The organism is Erythrobacter longus, assembly GCF_000715015.1.
In the GTDB taxonomy this organism is placed as follows: Bacteria; Pseudomonadota; Alphaproteobacteria; order Sphingomonadales; family Sphingomonadaceae; genus Erythrobacter; species Erythrobacter longus.
Map to the genome: position 1 here is coordinate 111,241 of NZ_JMIW01000003.1, position 15,695 is coordinate 126,935.

The following is a 15,695-nucleotide window of genomic DNA, read 5'->3' on the forward strand; positions in this document are numbered from 1 at the left end:
ACTGGCGCGAACCGTCGCGCCGCCCCCCTCATCCGCAGTCCAAAAGGGATTACATAATGAAGAACATTATAACCGGCGCGTCGCTGGGCGCGCTGGCTGTCGCAATCGCATCGCCTGCCGCAGCGCAGGATGCCGGCGCACCTGCCGCTGAAGAGCGCCAGGGCGGTGTGAACACCATCATCGTAACGGCGCAGCGTCGCAGCGAAGACCTGCAGGACGTTCCAATTTCGGTTTCTGCCATCGGTGAAGAACAGCTCGAAGAGCTCAACATCGACACGTTCGAAGATTATCTCGACCAGATCCCGTCTGTCACAGCAGGCGGTAACGGTCCGGGTCAAAGCACGATCTACATTCGCGGTCTTGCGTCAACCACGCCAAACATCACTGTTGCCGGTGTGGCGGGGCTCGCCCCCAACGTGGCGCTGTATCTCAACGATCAACCGCTTTCACAACCAGGCCGTAACCTTGATGTTTACGCCGCCGACTTGGCGCGGATCGAGGTGCTTTCGGGCCCGCAAGGCACTCTGTTTGGCGCAAGTTCGCAGGCAGGCGTTGTACGTCTCATCACCAACAAGCCGGATCTCTCCGGTTTCTCGGCGAAGTCCTCGGCTGGCGTGTCCTTCACTAAAGGCGGTGAGGCGAGCTATCAGGGCGAATTTATGATCAACGTGCCGGTAAGCGACACGTTTGCTCTGCGCGGTGTTGCCTATCTTGATGACCAAGGCGGCTACATCGACAATGTTCAAGGGACCCGCGACCTCACCGAGAGCGCGCGTTTCCGTCCCGAAGGTTTCGTTCGTGAAAACGGCGTTCCGGTTTCCGCTGTTCGCGCCGGTTTCCAATCGACCGCTGACCTGTCGGGCGTGGAATTCCTTCAGGCCGACAACGCTGGCCTTGTTCAGGATGATTTCAACGACACGACCTACTCCGGCTTCCGTGTAAGCGCTCTGTGGGAAGTGACGCCTGACTGGACCGTCAATATTTCGCACCAACGTCAAAGCCTTGAATCAGACGGCGTGTTCTTCGCCGATCCTGAGCTTGATGGCCTTGGCGATCTTGAAATTCAGCGTTTTGAAGAAGACCGTCTCGAAGACGACTTCTCGAACACAAGCTGGACCGTGGAAGGCCGCATCGGCTGGCTCGATGTGATCTACACCGGTGCCTACACCGACCGTGAAAGCGAGCAGCGTGCGGATTACACCGACTACCTGTTTGCTGGCCAATATCTGCCGTACTACATCTGTGACGGGTCAGTAACCTATCCCGGTGCAGCAGCGCCGAGCGGAACCTGTCAGGCACCAAACCTGTTCATCAATTCGCTTTCGAACACCGAAGTGTTTACGCAGGAGCTGCGTTTCAGCACGCCTGACGATTGGCGCGTGAGCTTTCAGGGTGGTGCGTTCTATTCGGACCTCAGCCTCGAAGAGCGTGTGGACTTTGCCTATCCGAACAATGTTCTGGCAAATCCGTTTGGTCCATTTGCGGAAAATTTCCCGCAAACAACCGGCTTCTTCTCTGATCCGGGCCCGTTCCCGGCATCTACGATTTTCCGCAACGACATTCGCCGTACAGACGAACAGTTCGGCATCTTTGGTGAAGCCAACTTTGATGTCATCCCTGACTTGCTCAGCGTGACACTCGGTGCGCGTTACTACGATGTTGAAGTCGACTTTGAAGGGTCTGCGAACGGTTCGTTCTGTAACTCTGGCGCTGCTACCGATGCCAATGCCTTTGGTACTGACATCAGCGATCTTTATGACGGTGACGGACAGTTCACTTTCATCGGATCGTGTAATGCGGCCTTGCGTCAGACGTTTGACCTCGATGACAGCATCGCTGACATTCAGGCAGCCGGCCTTTCCGAAGCGCAAGCAACGCAGGTCTTCAACGCGGTGCGTGCGCCAGATGTTGCTGAAACCAGCGGCGTGATCTTCAAAGGGACCGTCACTCTGACGCCTACACCCGATATGCTGTTCTACGCGACATATTCGGAAGGCTTCCGTCCCGGCTTCCTCAACCGTCCCGGCGGGGCCGTTGGTGCTGGCGGATTTGTGGTGCCGTTCGAGCTCGAAACCGATGAAGTGAAAAACTACGAACTGGGCTGGAAACTGGACCTCATCGATGGTCAATTCCGCTGGAATGGTTCGGCCTTCTTCGTGGACATTCAAAACCTGCAAACGCAGATTTTTGACCCCTCGATCACAAACCTGTTCTTCTCGTCAAACGCTGCGGATGCAGAGATTTACGGGATTGAATCGGACTTCACGGTCGCACCTTATGCGACGCCGGGTCTGACCTTTGCAGGTGCGTTTTCGATCCTTGACACTGAGATCACCGAAATCCTCATCCCGACCAATGACGTGATCCTCGGAAGCGATCTCGCTTACGCGCCAAGCTTCCAAGGTAACATTCGTGCACGGTATGAATGGGATGTGTCGGACAGCCTTGAGGCTTTCATTCAGCCACAAGCGACCTATTCGGCATCGAAGCAGACCGACATCATCGCGATCAACAATATCCAACTGGACAGCTACACAACCTTCGATTTGTCGATGGGCGTAAAAGCGGACCAGTGGAAGTTCGAGATCTTCGGTGAGAACCTCAGCGACGAGCGCGCTGAAGTTTCCGGCATCTTCGGCAATGACCGTGAGCGCATCATCACCAACCGTCCTCTGACGGTGGGCATGCGCGTTTCGTTCGACTATTAATCGAACGCATCCAATAACAAGCGGCGGGAGTGGCAGTGTTCACTCCCGCCGTTTTGCTGTCTAAGGCAGGCGTATGAACCGCACAGAGCAACTCCAATCCGCGCAAAAGTCCCTTCAAGCTGGTGAGTTTGAAGCAGGGCTTGATGCTGCGCGCGGGCTTCTTGCCGAGAGCCCCTCGGATGGAGAGGCGCTCTACATGGCGGCGGTAGCGTGCCGCTATTTGAAACGATTTGATGAGGCGGGTGAGCACCTCACCGCGCTGCATTCCGCCATGCCTGAATATGGCCGCGCGTGGCAGGAGCAGGGGCATTTGGCCTTGGCGCGCGGTGACAATGCAGGAGCATTGGCGGCGTTTAGCCGAGCCACTCGGTTCAATCCGGCACTGGAGGCCAGCTGGCGCGAACAATCGCGTTTGGAAGCGGCCGCGGGGCGGATGGTCGAAGCCAACGTCGCCAAGGCTCAGCAAGAGCGGATTGCGCGCCTCCCACGCGAGCTTGTCGCGGTGACTAACCATTTGGCCGAAGGGCGCATTGCGCGTGCGGAGGAGATTTGCCGCCACTATCTGCGCACCCATCCCACCCGCGATGCCGCCCATATCGAAGGCATGCGCCTGCTCGCCAAAATCGGGATTGAACTGGGCGTTCTGGATGATGCTGAGTTTCTGCTGGAGAGCGCGGTGGAGTTCTCTCCCGATGACGTGCAACTCAGGCTCGATTACATCGACGCTTTGCGCCGCCGTCAGAAATCAGCAGAAGCGTTGGAGCAGGCCGAACTTCTCATCAAACGCGATCCGGAAAGCCCCGTTTTTCAGTCGCGCCTTGCGATCGAACGCATTCAGATGGGTGACTATGAAGGGGGCCTCGCGCTCTTTGACGAGGTGCTCAAAAAGCTACCCGGAGACCCCGCCAGTCTCACTAGCCGTGGGCACGCGCTTAAGACCAAAGGCGACCGCAGCGAGGCGGAGGCAAGCTACCGCGCTGCCATCAAGGCAAAACCCGATCACGGCGATGCCTACTATGCGCTAGCCAACCTCAAGACCTACCGCTTTGAGCCTTCCGAAATGGCGGCGATGCGCACGCAGGTTGAGCGCAGCGATCTGGCATTCATGGACCGCGTCCACCTCCACTTTGCGCTTGCCAAAGCGATGGAGGACGAGCGTGATTATGAGGCGGCGTTCCATCACTACGATACTGGCAACGGGCTGAAGCGCGCGCAAACGCGGTACAAAGCAGAGGCGATGAGCGCGGAGCTGACCAAGCAGAAAGAGCATTGCACGCCCGAGCTTTTCGCCAAGCATGAAGGGGCAGGGCACGGTGCGCCCGATCCGATCTTTATCCTTGGCCTGCCGCGTGCTGGTTCCACCTTGCTTGAGCAGATTTTGGCAAGTCACAGCCAGATTGACGGCACGCTGGAGCTGCCCAATATCTTGGCGCTTGCCCACCGGCTTAGAGGGCGCAAAGCGGGGCAATCGCTATACCCGCAAGTGCTCCACGATCTGACGGCGGAGCAGCTCGAAAAATTCGGCGCGGATTTCATCGAAAACACCCGCATCCACCGCCAAGGCGCACCCTTCTTTATCGATAAAATGCCCAACAACTTCCGGCATATCGGCCTGATCCATCTGATCCTGCCCAACGCCAAGATCATAGATGCAAGGCGCGCACCGCTCGACTGCTGTTTCTCCGGGTTCAAACAGCTCTTTGCCGAGGGTCAGGAATTCACCTACGGTTTGCACGAGGTAGGGCAGTATTACGCCGATTATGTCGATTTAATGGACCATTGGGATGCGGTGCTTCCCGGCAAAGTCCTGCGCGTGAGCCACGAGGATGTGCTCGACGATCTCGAAGGGCAAACACGCCGGATGCTCGACTTTCTAGAGGTGCCGTTCGAGGAGCAATGCCTCGCCTTCCACAAAACCGACCGGGCCGTCCGCACGGCGTCTTCGGAACAGGTGCGCCAACCGATCAACCGCAAGGGGCAGGATGCATGGAAGCCATTTGAGCCGTGGCTCAGCCCCCTAAAAGAGGCGCTCAAAGGCCACCTATAGCGCCTCACATCAGGCGCACACCTTTGGGCACAGCTTTATCTGGTGCAGCTAGCACAATCGCGCCGCTCTCATCCTCAAAGCCAAGTACCAAAATCTCGCTCATAAACGGGCCAATCTGGCGTGGGGGAAAGTTCACCACTGCCATTACAGTGCGACCCACAAGGCTTTCTGGCGTATACTGCGCGGTGACCTGTGCTGAGCTTTTCTTGACGCCCAGCTCTTCGCCGAAATCGACCCATAGTTTGATCGCTGGCTTGCGCGCTTCGGGAAAGGGTTCTGCGCGCACAACTTCGCCTGTGCGGATATCGACCTTCAAGAAGTCATCAAAGGAAATCTGAGCCATGGGGTCTCCATCAGGCGCGGCTGGACATTCGCGCTATCAATTTCGGGCCTCGCAGGATAGATTGCTCATCGCAACTGAGAAAAAGCAAGAGAGAGACGCCTTGGCAAATTTCATCCTCAACGGTGAGTCGGTCAATATTGACGCTGAACCAGAAATGCCGCTGCTTTGGGCAGTGCGCGAAAAGGCAGGGCTGGTGGGCACCAAATTCGGCTGCGGAATTGCGCAGTGCGGGGCCTGCACCATGCATTTGGACGGACAGCCGGTGCGCTCTTGTTCGACGCCTGTCAGCATGGCTGAGGGACGCGAAGTTACCACCATCGAAGGCATCGGAGGTGTCGATGGCATGATGAGCGCGGTCCAACAGGCTTGGATCAGCGAGCAGGTGCCCCAATGCGGATATTGCCAATCGGGCCAGATTATGAGCGCGACCGCGCTTCTTCGCGACAATCCGAGCCCTAGCGACGATGACATTGATGCGGCGATGAAAGGCAATATCTGCCGCTGCGGCACCTACACCCGCATCCGCCGCGCGATTAAAGTTGCGAGCGGTCAGCTCGAACCCCGCTCAGAGGAGGAGGCGTAAGTCATGAACGATCTAACTCCTGGTGAAAAAGAACGCTCAAAACTCGCCAAATGGAGCCGCCGTGGGTTTATCGGGGCTGGTGTCCTTGCAGGCGGAGGCCTTCTTATTGGCATTGGCGTGCGGCCGGGCAATCCCATCGGCAAGCTGGCCCCCAAAGTCGCCGGCGGTGCGGGTGAGCAGTTGGTCAACAGCTGGGTCAAAATCGACACGAACAACATCATTACCGCTATCGTTCCCCATTGCGAAATGGGGCAGGGTGCTCACTCAGTGCTGGCGCAAATGCTGGCCGATGAGCTTGATGCGGATTGGGACAAAGTGCGCGTCCAACAAGCACCCACCGATGGCTCTTACGTGGTCACAGACACAGCGCGCATGTTTGTCGCACCCTTCACGATGAACGCGGCCGACTGGATTGAGCCGACATGGAACGGCCTTTTCACGCAAGTGGCGCGCATGGCCGATGCAATGCTTACTGGCGGTTCGTCCTCGATCCGCACCACAGGTCAGCACTCCATGCGTATCGCAGGCGCTGCGGCGCGCGGAATGCTCGTCGGGGCGGCGGCTGACGAATGGGGTGTGCCAGCCGGGGAAATCACCACTGAAAACAGCACGCTGTTCCATAAGGCATCGGGCAAATCTGCAAGCTATGCCGAATTTGCCACTGCGGCAGCAGATCAGCCAATGGACCAGACCCCCGCGCTCAAAACACCTGACCAATACAAGCTGATGGGCAAAAGCAAGGCGCGCACCGACATCCCCGCCAAAATCAATGGCACGGCTGAGTTTGGGATTGATGCTGTGCCAGAGGGACTCGATCTCTCTTACGCAGCCATTGTGCGCCCACCTGTGCCGGGCACGAGCGTTGTGAGCATGGATTCGGCCCGAGCGAAGTCCATGAAGGGGGTCTTACAGATCCTCAATATGGAGACTTTCGTTGCGGTTGTAGCTGACAGCTATTGGCAAGCGCAGCAAGCGGCCAACACGATTGGGATCGAGTGGAGCAAATCGGCAAGCCCGATCAAAACCATGGACGATCAGTATGCAGCGTTTGCAGCGGCCTTGGATGAGGCTGGCGAAACCGGCGGCGAGGAAGCCGCAAAGAAGGGCGATGCGCAAAGCACATTGGGTTCAGCTGCCAAAACGATCAAGGCCGAATACAAAGCGCCCTATCTTGCGCACTCTCCGATGGAGCCGATCAATTGCACCGCTCATGTAGCAGACGGCAAATGCGACATTTGGGCGAGCACGCAGGTGCCTTTGATGGCGCGCAGCGGAGTGGCAGAGACGCTTGGGTTCGATGCCGAAAATGTGACGGTCCACCACCCTTATCTAGGAGGCGCGTTTGGAAGGCGGCTCGGCGTGGACGAGATGACTTTGGCCGCGCGCGTGGCTCAGGCAACGGGCTATCCGGTGAAGGTCATCTGGAGCCGCGAAGAAGACACGCAAAAGGCGCTCTATCGCTGCGCTGACATGGCTCGGATGCGTGCAGGGCTGGATGGTGATGGCAAGCTGGTTGCTTTCGATCATGTGTTCACACAGCGTCACGATCCGGCTGAGGCGTGTGTGCCGGCGATCTACAACATCGCCAACACATCCGTGCGCCATGCGCCCGCCGATCTGCACCTGCCGTTTCAGGCATGGCGCTCGGTTGACCATTCACAGCAAGGCTTTTTCATCGAAAGCTTTATTGACGAAGCCGCGCATGAGGCAGGCGCTGATCCGCTCGAATATCGCATGGAAATGCTCAAGGGCTCACCGCGCCATGTGGCGGTGCTCAAGAAGGTTCGCGAGATCAGCGATTGGGGCGGAGAGACGCCTAAAGGCCATGCTAAGGGCGTGGCCATGGTCGAGAGTTTCGGCACGATCGTTGCCGAGGTGATCGAGGTTGATATGACATCGGGCAAGCCCAAACTCGTGAACGCTTGGGCGGTTTGCGACGCGGGCTATGTGATGAACCCGGATGGGTTTAGAAACCAGATCGAGGGCGGGATCGTTTTTGGCCTGACTGCCGCCATGTATGGCGAGCTTGAGCTGGTCGATGGCGCGATCAAACAGAGCAATTTCCACGATTACAAGATGCTGCGCATGGATGAGACCCCGAATATCGAAGTGGCTATTATCAACTCGGGCGATGTGCCGGTTGGCGGTGCCGGTGAACCAGGTCTTCCCCCTGCTGCGCCTGCCTTTGCCAATGCAATTTATGCCGCTACCGGCAAGCGTTTGCGCACATTGCCCATCGCAAAACAATTCGCCTGAACGCTGTGGCAAAATTGAGATTGAGGGAGAAATTGAGGATGCGAAATCGCGGGATGCTCGCTGTGTGTCTGCTAACCGTGATGGTCACTGCTTGCGGGTCATCACAAGAACCACCGCAAGTGGTTGAACAGATCGTGGTTCGCGAGCGTGGTGCCCCTGATGTGGCGCAAACCGCGTCAGCAGGCACGCTCGATCTGGTAGCTCTTGGCGAGGACGCTTTTCAAACCTGTACTGGATGCCATTCGGTCGCGCCGGACGGACGCTCTGCTGCAGGACCTAATCTGTATGGCGTTATGGGGCGCAAAGCTGGCGGCCTCGAAGGGTATTCCTTCTCCGATGCCTTTGCCGCCTCCGACATCACGTGGGATGAGGCAAGCATGGATGGATTTCTCGCAGACCCGCAAGGCTACATTCCGGGAAGCGAAATGCTTGTAGGGGCGGTGCCTGATGAAGAGCAGCGCAAGGCGATCATCGCGTACCTCGCTGCGCAAAGCAAATAAGCGGCAAGGTCGCGGAAGCTTAGCCAAGTGGACCTCACCCAGACCTGTCAGTTCCTAGACGATGCGCAAGGAAAGGGCCTTCGCACGGTTCTGGTCACTGTGTGCGGCGTCGAAGGGTCCTCGATGCGCAACCCCGGCACGATCATGGGCGTCGCCGAAGATGGCAGCTTTGCTGGCTCCTTGTCAGGCGGCTGTATCGAGAATGCAGTGGTGTCAGAGGCTCTGGAAGTGCTGGCCCAAGGCGGCCCCCGGATTGTGCGCTTTGGTGCTGGCTCACCTTATCTCGATATTAAATTGCCGTGCGGCGGTGGGCTTGATGTGGCTTTTCATGTGATCGAGGATGCCGCATTTGCTGCATCGTGCTGCGCGTCGATTGAGGCGCGTGAACCTTTCTCTATCGCGACGGGAGCACGTGGCGCTGCGCACCTGGCCGAATGGCGCGAAGCGTGGTTCGATGCCGACACGGGCGAGGCGGTTTTTGGGCATTATCCGGGCCCGCACCTCCAGATCATCGGTCACGGCGCAGGGGTGGAGGCTCTGGCTTTGCTGGCTAGCGCTTACGGGTGCACTGTCCGCATTCTCACGCCGGATAAGCGGCTGATCGAGCAATTGGCTGCGCGTGCCATTGATGCTCTTTGCCTTGACCGCACCGATCAAACGAGCCTTCTCCAAAGCGATCGCTGGACAGCGACGGTTTTTCTTTTTCACGACCACGATTGGGAGATCGATTTGATGCAAAGCGCGCTCTCCATGCCGCATTTTTACATCGGCGCAATGGGAGGGCGGCGCGCCCATGCGTTTCGGACAGAAGCGCTGATGCAGCGCGGGGCAAGTGCGGAAAAGCTGGTGAGCATCCGCGCACCCATTGGCCTGTTCCATTCCTCACGCGATCCGCAAACCCTTGCGCTTTCCACTCTGGCCGAGATTATCCGTGCCTATGAAGAGACATCATGGACCGCCGACTAGGAGTGGCGCTTCTTGCTGCTGGCTCGTCAAAGCGGTTCGGTAAAGCGGACAAGCTTGCAGCGGACTATCGCGGGCGAATGCTGGCCCAATATGCAGCACTGGCGATCCCGGTCGAGAGGTTTGAAAAAGCCTGGGTGGTGAGCTCTGCCCCTGATCATCCTTGCGAGCCCACATGGCGGGACAGTGGGTTTTCGCCCCTTTTGAACCCCGACGCTACTTATGGGATGGGCACATCTGTAGCCCTTGCGGCACGTGCGGCGATCGAGGCATCACTTGATGGGTTGCTGATTGCCTTGGCCGATATGCCGTTGGTCCCGCGATCCCATTTCGAAGCCCTGATCCAAAGCTGCGAAGGACCGGAAAGGCTGGCAGTTTCTGCGCTGGGTAAGGTGCGGATGCCGCCTGCGATTTTTGGGTCAGCGCATTTCTCAAGGTTAGGCGACACGGCAGGCGACAGAGGCGCGCGAGAACTTCTTGGTCAGGGAGTAATTGTGGAGTGCCCAGCTGCTTGGCTAAAAGACATCGACACCATCAATGATCTCAGCGGCTGATTATTCCAGGCCTAATGCCTTCAAATCCATCGTTGCCGCATTGTAGCTGGCCTCTGCCATTTTGCCGTTGAGGTTTGCGCGGATCTTGCGGATTTGCGCGGTCGCAGCGCTTTCTTCGCGCAGGTTCACAAGAAAGAAGTCGCCGGCGCCAAGGCGAAAGCGTTTGCGTTCTGCCGTCACCATTGCGTTGGCCTGCTCCACCTCGTTTTCGGCTAAGTTCGCAAGTCGCAGGGAAGCGTTCAAAGTGGTCAGGATGTTATCAAGCTCGACCGAAATCTGATCGGCAATCCTCCGTTCGCGCATCTCAATCTCGCGCAATTCAGCCTCTGCGCGCCTGAGCCGACCCTGCGCCGTGCGCCGTTGAAGCGGCACGCTGAAGGTTACGCCCACCACTGTATCGGTTGAGTCAAATGTCGGACCGCCATCGCCAATCGCGCCAAAATCACGCGACAATTCAGCTTTCAGTTCCAGCTGCGGCTGCAGATCGTTCTCTCGCAACGCGACTTTGTTCTGCGCCCGCTCCAAAGCGATTCTGAAGTTTTGGAGTTCAGGACGGTTCGCCAGAAGATCGCTGCGCTGCGCGGTTAAAAGCGCCTGCATATCGGGCAGGCGATCCAGAATTTCGCTTGCAGGAAGCTGTGCGCGGGTGGGAACGATGAGGTTCCCGTTATTGTCACGCAGATAAAAGCTCAAACTTGTGGCCGCTGTTTGAAAGTTGCGCTGCGCTTCGGTCAGCAAGGTGCGTCTGCGAATGACGTTTTGTTCGTTCTCTGTGAGAGCAATGCGCGGCGTTGCGCCTTCGCGAACCTGGCGCGCCAGTCCAATGGCGCGCGCCTCGGCGATCTCGAGAAGCTCCTCATAAACGGCGATTTCCTGGCCCAATGCGACCCAGCGCCAATACGCCGAAAGCGCCTCGTGCTGCACTTTGAGCTGCACCAGAAGCACATCGAGACGCGCCTGATCGCGTGCCAGCTGCGTGTCCCTCACATTAAACCGGCGTTCGTCGATCCGGCGGTCGCGCAGCAGCGACAAAAGGCCGCCGATCTTGAATTCGCCCGCCTGATTGGTGTTGAAAATATTCTCATAAATCGGAAAAGTGCCGTCCGAGAGGCGGTAACTCCCAAAGACTTCAGCGCCCATGGCTGCAATCGGTTGGCGCGCGCCAACTTCTGCATAGCCGCCCGAAAATGTACCTGTGACACGGTCGTAGGCCTCGCCTTCAAGAATAAGGTCAAAAGCGCCATCTGCTGCCAATTGGTCAGAACGCGCTGCCGCCTCGCGCTCGAAGCTTTCAAGGATGCTGGGAAAAGTCAGAGCCGAACTGCGAAGAACGCTTTCAGGCAAAAGCGGACCCGTGCTCAACTGTTCTTCAAGCGGTACGCCGACGCTTTCGATATTCTGCGCGGACAATGGCTGACCAATGACGAGCATTGCCGTCAGGCCTGCGCAGAGGCGTGAAAAAGGCCGCATCCTTACGCACCTGTTCCATTGGCGCTGATTAGGCTGGCAGAGGATTGGCCAGAAGTAGTAGCCGATGAAGGCAGTTCAGGCGGGAAGTTGTTCAACTGACGCCAGATTTCAAAGCCAACAGGCACGGTTTCGAGCAAAATCCATGCGCGCACAAGCGTGCCAAACCGGGCATAGCGTTCCTCCGGCCATTTTTGCTCAGCTTTAGGATCTTCTGCAATCAGAACGCGGAAGCGGCCATCGGGCTGTGCAACCTGATCCACCGATGCAACGATACCGGGGAATGTGCCGATCGCGACCGACGGCCAGCCGCTGAACTGTACGGCAGGCCAGCCTTCAAATTCGATCCGTGCTTCTTCGCCTGATTGGATCAAAGAGACATCGCGGCCATCAACGAACACCTCGACCACACGCGTTTGCGCTTCGGGGACGAAGGTCGCGAGGACTTGCCCCGCGCGAACGAAGGTCGCGGCATCGCCGGCATTTATGCTTTGAATAAAACCATCGCGCGGCGCGGTCACAAGCTGTTCGGATTGGCGCGCAAGGTTGGTTTCTGATCGCGCCAGAGACCCTTGAGCCTCTGCTACGCGCCCGCGCATTTCCTCTACCCGGATCTGCGCCTGCTCATAATCACGCCTTGCAGTCAGCCCTGCTTCAAATAGCTCTCTCATCCGGCGAAGATCAATCTGCGCAGTGGCCAGCGCGTTTTTCGCGCTTTGCAGTTGCACCTCGACCTGCGCGCGCTCTGCTTCCAGTCGATCAACCAGATTGCGATCGATATCCGCAATCCGCACAATTGGATCGCCGCGTTTCACCCGGTCGCCATCCTCGACGAACCATTCGTCAATGCGCCCTTCGACCAGCGCGTTCAATTCTTGCTGGCGTTCATTGGGGTTCAACGTTGTGACAACCCCGCGTCCTGCCGTGGTCTGCACCCATGGCACATAGATCAAGAACAAGACTGTAATCACGATGCCAATCAGCAAGGTAATAAGGACCGCGCGAAAGACCCGTGGACGGCGCACGGTATCAAGGGCGGTGAATTTGGAGCGATCTCTTTCAAGGTGCGCTAACATCATGCGTCTCCTGCCGCCGAGGCACTTGGCGCTGGAAATAGTCGCTCTGGTGAATTGGCCTTGATCGATTTTTCATTTTGGGCGGCAAGAAAATCGCCAAAGTCGTCAAACTTGCGCTGTTTATCCGCCTCCAAATAGAGGAAGCGATCAAACCCAAGATCAGTGCGCCTGCCTGAAAAATAGATAACGGTCGAATAGGATTGAGAGCGAAGATCGCGAATGGCGCGCGCCAGATTGTCTTCGTCCAAAAGGTCAAACAGTTGGCTCAATACCAGAATACGCGGCCGTTCCAGAAGCGCATTGGCAAGCTTCAATTGTTGCAATTCCACCGCAGACAGCGGCCAACCGGTATAAGCCACGGGCGTGTCGAGGCCCTGATCAAGGCTTGAGACAATATCGATTAAGCCTACGGTCTCAAGTGCGCCCATCATCCGCTTGCTCGCCGTATCCTTGCACGACAGCGCCAGATATTCACGGATCGTCATGCCGACAAAGCTTGGCCGGTCAAGAACGTGAACGTCCTTGCGCAAATTGTAAGCTGAGATGTCATTTACATCCACACCGCCAACGGTGATGAACCCGTGCGATGACCGCTTGTGAAGCTTGAGGAAGTTCGTGAAAAGGCGCTGTACCCCGTGGTTGCTCGCCTTTGCCATGATCAATTCACCAGTGGGTATTTCAAGGTCAAACTCGACATCTTCGCCTCTTGCGGTCCCGGTGACACCTTTGAAAACGATGGAGTGGTCAGTGCCGGTCAGTTCGGATGCGCTCATCGGGGGTTCTTGTTCGACCTCGTAGAACAGAGAGATTTCCTCCACCGCGGCGCAAAGATCGTAGAAATAGGTGAGGTAAGTGCCAAGCTGAGCGACGCCGAAGAAGGCGACCGAAAGGACCAGTTCGGCTGCCACCAATTGGCCAAGGGTAAGCTGGCCCTGAATGACAAGCCATCCGCCAAGACCAAGCAGGGCAGCGCTTGCCAATGCATAAAGCAGGAGGAACGAGAGTGTTTGCGAGAAATGCTGCCGAAAATGGCGGCGATGCGCGTTGAGATATTCGTGAGTGTATTGGTCTGTACGCGCGATCGCATCGTCAATGCGGCGCTGTGATTTAAAGAACCCGTTGGACCCACCGATCGTCTCTAACCAATTGGCGGTCTCATGTTTTGCATGAGACAGATCGATCCCGGTGCGGATCGCGCGCGCGCCCCAGATCAGCCAGATCACCCAGATGAGCGCTGACATGACCAGAGTGAACACGAGGAAAAGCGGGTGGTATAGCGAGACCAGCACAAATCCGACCGCGACCTGCAAGACAACGGAAAACCCTCCGATAAACAGAACGGGAATGGCTTTTTGCACGATAATAACGTCGAAATAGCGGTTGAAGAGCGCAGAAGACTTGCGATCTGAAAAGAACGGGTCTTGCGCATAGACGGACAAAAGCGCGATTTCTTGCACCATGCGGGCGTAAAAATGCCGTTGAAACAGCTCCATCAAGTGGATGCGCAAAGCATAAAGCAGACCGAACAATATAAGCAGGCCAAACAGTGTCATCGACAAGATCACCAGTGGCGCAGCCAAAGCGGTGTTTGCAACGGTATTGACCAGAAACTGAACCGAGATCGGCGTTGCAAGCGAGAGCAAGCTGACACCGATACCGTACACGATCGCCAGCCCATAGAAGCTGCGCTCAGGCTTCATTATGGCCAGAAATATCCGGAAAAACTGGACCAGAGAAATCTGGGTGCCTTTAGTGGGAGCCTCTAGAGCCATTACCGTCCTTTAATTCCATTTTCGATGGTCAAACCGGGACCCCTTCCAGCATGATCATGGAATGTGCTTTATCGCACTGTTTAAACGCATAGATGGGGGTAAGGGTTCCTGCAACTTAAACGCATAGATGGTGGTAAGGGTTCCTGCAACAAGTGGGGCATTGCCTTGGAACATTGTATGGGCTCTGCGGAATAGGCCATATGACGGATGTCATAACCATCCGGGCACTTTGATTGGACAGACAAGTTGATGGAGCAACATGCGCAGCACATGATGCTTGTAGGCGGTGGGCATGCTCATGTTGCGGTGCTTGCGGATTGGATTGCCAATGGCTTGCCTGCTGCGCGCGCCACGCTGCTAACCCCGCACCGCCATTTGCGGTATTCGGGCGTGGTGCCAGGCTGGATTGCCGGACAATATCAGCGCGAAGACGGGCTTGTCGATCTGGCGGCATTGGCAAAGCGTGCGGGGGTTCAGTTTTTACTGGGGCGATGCACCGGAATTGATCCGGAGGCGCGCTGGGTCAAAACCGGCGGTGGTCAGGTTCTGGAATATGATGTCGCCTCGTTTGATACAGGCGGTGTCGGGCGCGCGCATAACGTCTTGGGCAAGGACAAGCGCCTTATTGACGTGCGCCCGATCGACCGGTTTGTGGAGCGTTTGGAAACGGCCGAAAAGGCGGGCGATATTGCGGTAGTCGGCGGAGGCGCTGCGGGGGTCGAGATTGCCTTTGCAATGCGAAACCGCGCCGGCACCAAAGATGCAAAAGTAACATTGATCGCAGGCGATGATGGCCTCCTGCCCAGCTTTTCAGCCGGAGTGCGCCGCAAGGTTTCCCGCGAACTGGCCGCGCAAGGGATCGCCGTTCTCAATGAAAATGCGCGTCTTTCAGAAGGGGAATTGGTGACCACGAGCGGTTCTTGTGTTCCTGCGGATATTATTGTCGCAAGCCTTGGCAGCGGCGCGCCGGATTGGCCGAAGGCCGGCGGGCTTGCGACGGATAGCCAAGGCTTCATCGCGGTCGATCAACATCAGCGTTCAACTTCGCATCCAGATGTGTTCGCCGTTGGTGATGTTGCCTCGCGTCAGGACCGTCATGTCGCGCATTCGGGCGTCCATGCGGTAATGGCGGGGCCGCACCTAGCCCGAAACTTGCGGGATGCGGTGCAGGGACGCGAAGTGGGCTCTGTCTACCGCCCGCGCCCGGTGAGCCTCTACCTCCTCTCCACCGGCAATGGCCGCGCGATTTTGAGTTATGGACCGCTTTCGGCGCAAGGGGCATGGGTGGCAAAGCTAAAGCACGCCATCGACAAGCGCTGGATTTCCCAATACGCCTCCCTTTGTCGGTAAAGGCGGCGATTGTAACCGCATAACGGGCCCTGGCGAACACGGGCTTGAAAGCGTATTTTCGACGCGCACAAAGGGG

General features: G+C 57.3%; 12 protein-coding genes. 8 read left to right on the forward strand and 4 right to left on the reverse strand.

What is annotated here, in order from left to right:
• The first annotated feature begins 56 nt into the window (after positions 1–56).
• Both EH31_RS07780 and EH31_RS07785 read left to right on the forward strand, forming a co-directional pair.
• The gene (locus tag EH31_RS07780; RefSeq protein ID WP_034959597.1) at positions 57–2,708 is read left to right on the forward strand and encodes a TonB-dependent receptor; all 2,652 of its coding nucleotides are present in this window, start codon (positions 57–59) and stop codon (positions 2,706–2,708) included.
• Positions 2,709–2,781: 73 nt separating this feature from the next.
• Positions 2,782–4,755 carry a tetratricopeptide repeat-containing sulfotransferase family protein gene (locus EH31_RS07785; protein ID WP_034959598.1) on the forward strand — a complete coding sequence of 658 codons (1,974 nt, stop codon included), beginning with the start codon at positions 2,782–2,784 and terminating at the stop codon, positions 4,753–4,755.
• 4 nt (positions 4,756–4,759) lie between these two features.
• Here the strand turns inward: EH31_RS07785 and EH31_RS07790 are convergent, their stop codons facing one another.
• Complete coding sequence (locus tag EH31_RS07790; RefSeq protein WP_034959599.1) at positions 4,760–5,098, reverse strand: tRNA-binding protein; 339 nt, start codon at positions 5,096–5,098, stop codon at positions 4,760–4,762.
• A 100-nt stretch (positions 5,099–5,198) separates the two neighbouring features.
• On the opposite strand from EH31_RS07790, the gene EH31_RS07795 reads away from it, so the two are divergent.
• The 5 genes from EH31_RS07795 to EH31_RS07815 are packed head-to-tail and all read left to right on the forward strand — an operon-like array spanning position 5,199 to position 9,954.
• Entirely contained in the window at positions 5,199–5,681 is a 483-nt protein-coding gene (locus EH31_RS07795; RefSeq protein ID WP_034960049.1) for a (2Fe-2S)-binding protein, read from the forward strand.
• A gap of 3 nt (positions 5,682–5,684) precedes the next feature.
• Positions 5,685–7,937: a xanthine dehydrogenase family protein molybdopterin-binding subunit gene (locus tag EH31_RS07800; RefSeq protein ID WP_051699062.1), complete on the forward strand. Its 2,253-nt coding sequence runs from the start codon at positions 5,685–5,687 to the stop codon at positions 7,935–7,937.
• A 38-nt stretch (positions 7,938–7,975) separates the two neighbouring features.
• Positions 7,976–8,437 carry a c-type cytochrome gene (locus tag EH31_RS07805; RefSeq protein WP_081853290.1) on the forward strand — a complete coding sequence of 154 codons (462 nt, stop codon included), beginning with the start codon at positions 7,976–7,978 and terminating at the stop codon, positions 8,435–8,437.
• Between the two features lie 27 nt (positions 8,438–8,464).
• Complete coding sequence (locus EH31_RS07810; protein WP_034959601.1) at positions 8,465–9,403, forward strand: XdhC family protein; 939 nt, start codon at positions 8,465–8,467, stop codon at positions 9,401–9,403.
• Positions 9,388–9,954, forward strand: a complete 567-nt coding sequence (locus EH31_RS07815; protein WP_081853291.1) for a nucleotidyltransferase family protein — start codon at positions 9,388–9,390, stop codon at positions 9,952–9,954. Before EH31_RS07810 ends, EH31_RS07815 begins: the two co-directional genes overlap by 16 nt.
• Here the strand turns inward: EH31_RS07815 and EH31_RS07820 are convergent, their stop codons facing one another.
• Genes EH31_RS07820 through EH31_RS07830 form a run of 3 tightly spaced genes read right to left on the reverse strand, consistent with a single transcriptional unit; the run spans position 9,955 to position 14,269 of the window.
• Positions 9,955–11,424: a TolC family protein gene (locus EH31_RS07820; RefSeq protein ID WP_051699064.1), complete on the reverse strand. Its 1,470-nt coding sequence runs from the start codon at positions 11,422–11,424 to the stop codon at positions 9,955–9,957.
• A 2-nt stretch (positions 11,425–11,426) separates the two neighbouring features.
• Positions 11,427–12,500 carry an HlyD family secretion protein gene (locus EH31_RS07825; protein WP_034959603.1) on the reverse strand — a complete coding sequence of 358 codons (1,074 nt, stop codon included), beginning with the start codon at positions 12,498–12,500 and terminating at the stop codon, positions 11,427–11,429.
• Positions 12,497–14,269 carry an ABC transporter transmembrane domain-containing protein gene (locus EH31_RS07830; protein WP_051699065.1) on the reverse strand — a complete coding sequence of 591 codons (1,773 nt, stop codon included), beginning with the start codon at positions 14,267–14,269 and terminating at the stop codon, positions 12,497–12,499. Before EH31_RS07830 ends, EH31_RS07825 begins: the two co-directional genes overlap by 4 nt.
• 270 nt (positions 14,270–14,539) lie before the next feature.
• On the opposite strand from EH31_RS07830, the gene EH31_RS07835 reads away from it, so the two are divergent.
• Positions 14,540–15,619, forward strand: coding sequence for an FAD-dependent oxidoreductase (locus EH31_RS07835; protein WP_152553533.1), 1,080 nt, complete (start codon positions 14,540–14,542; stop codon positions 15,617–15,619).
• The last annotated feature ends 76 nt before the right edge of the window (positions 15,620–15,695 follow it).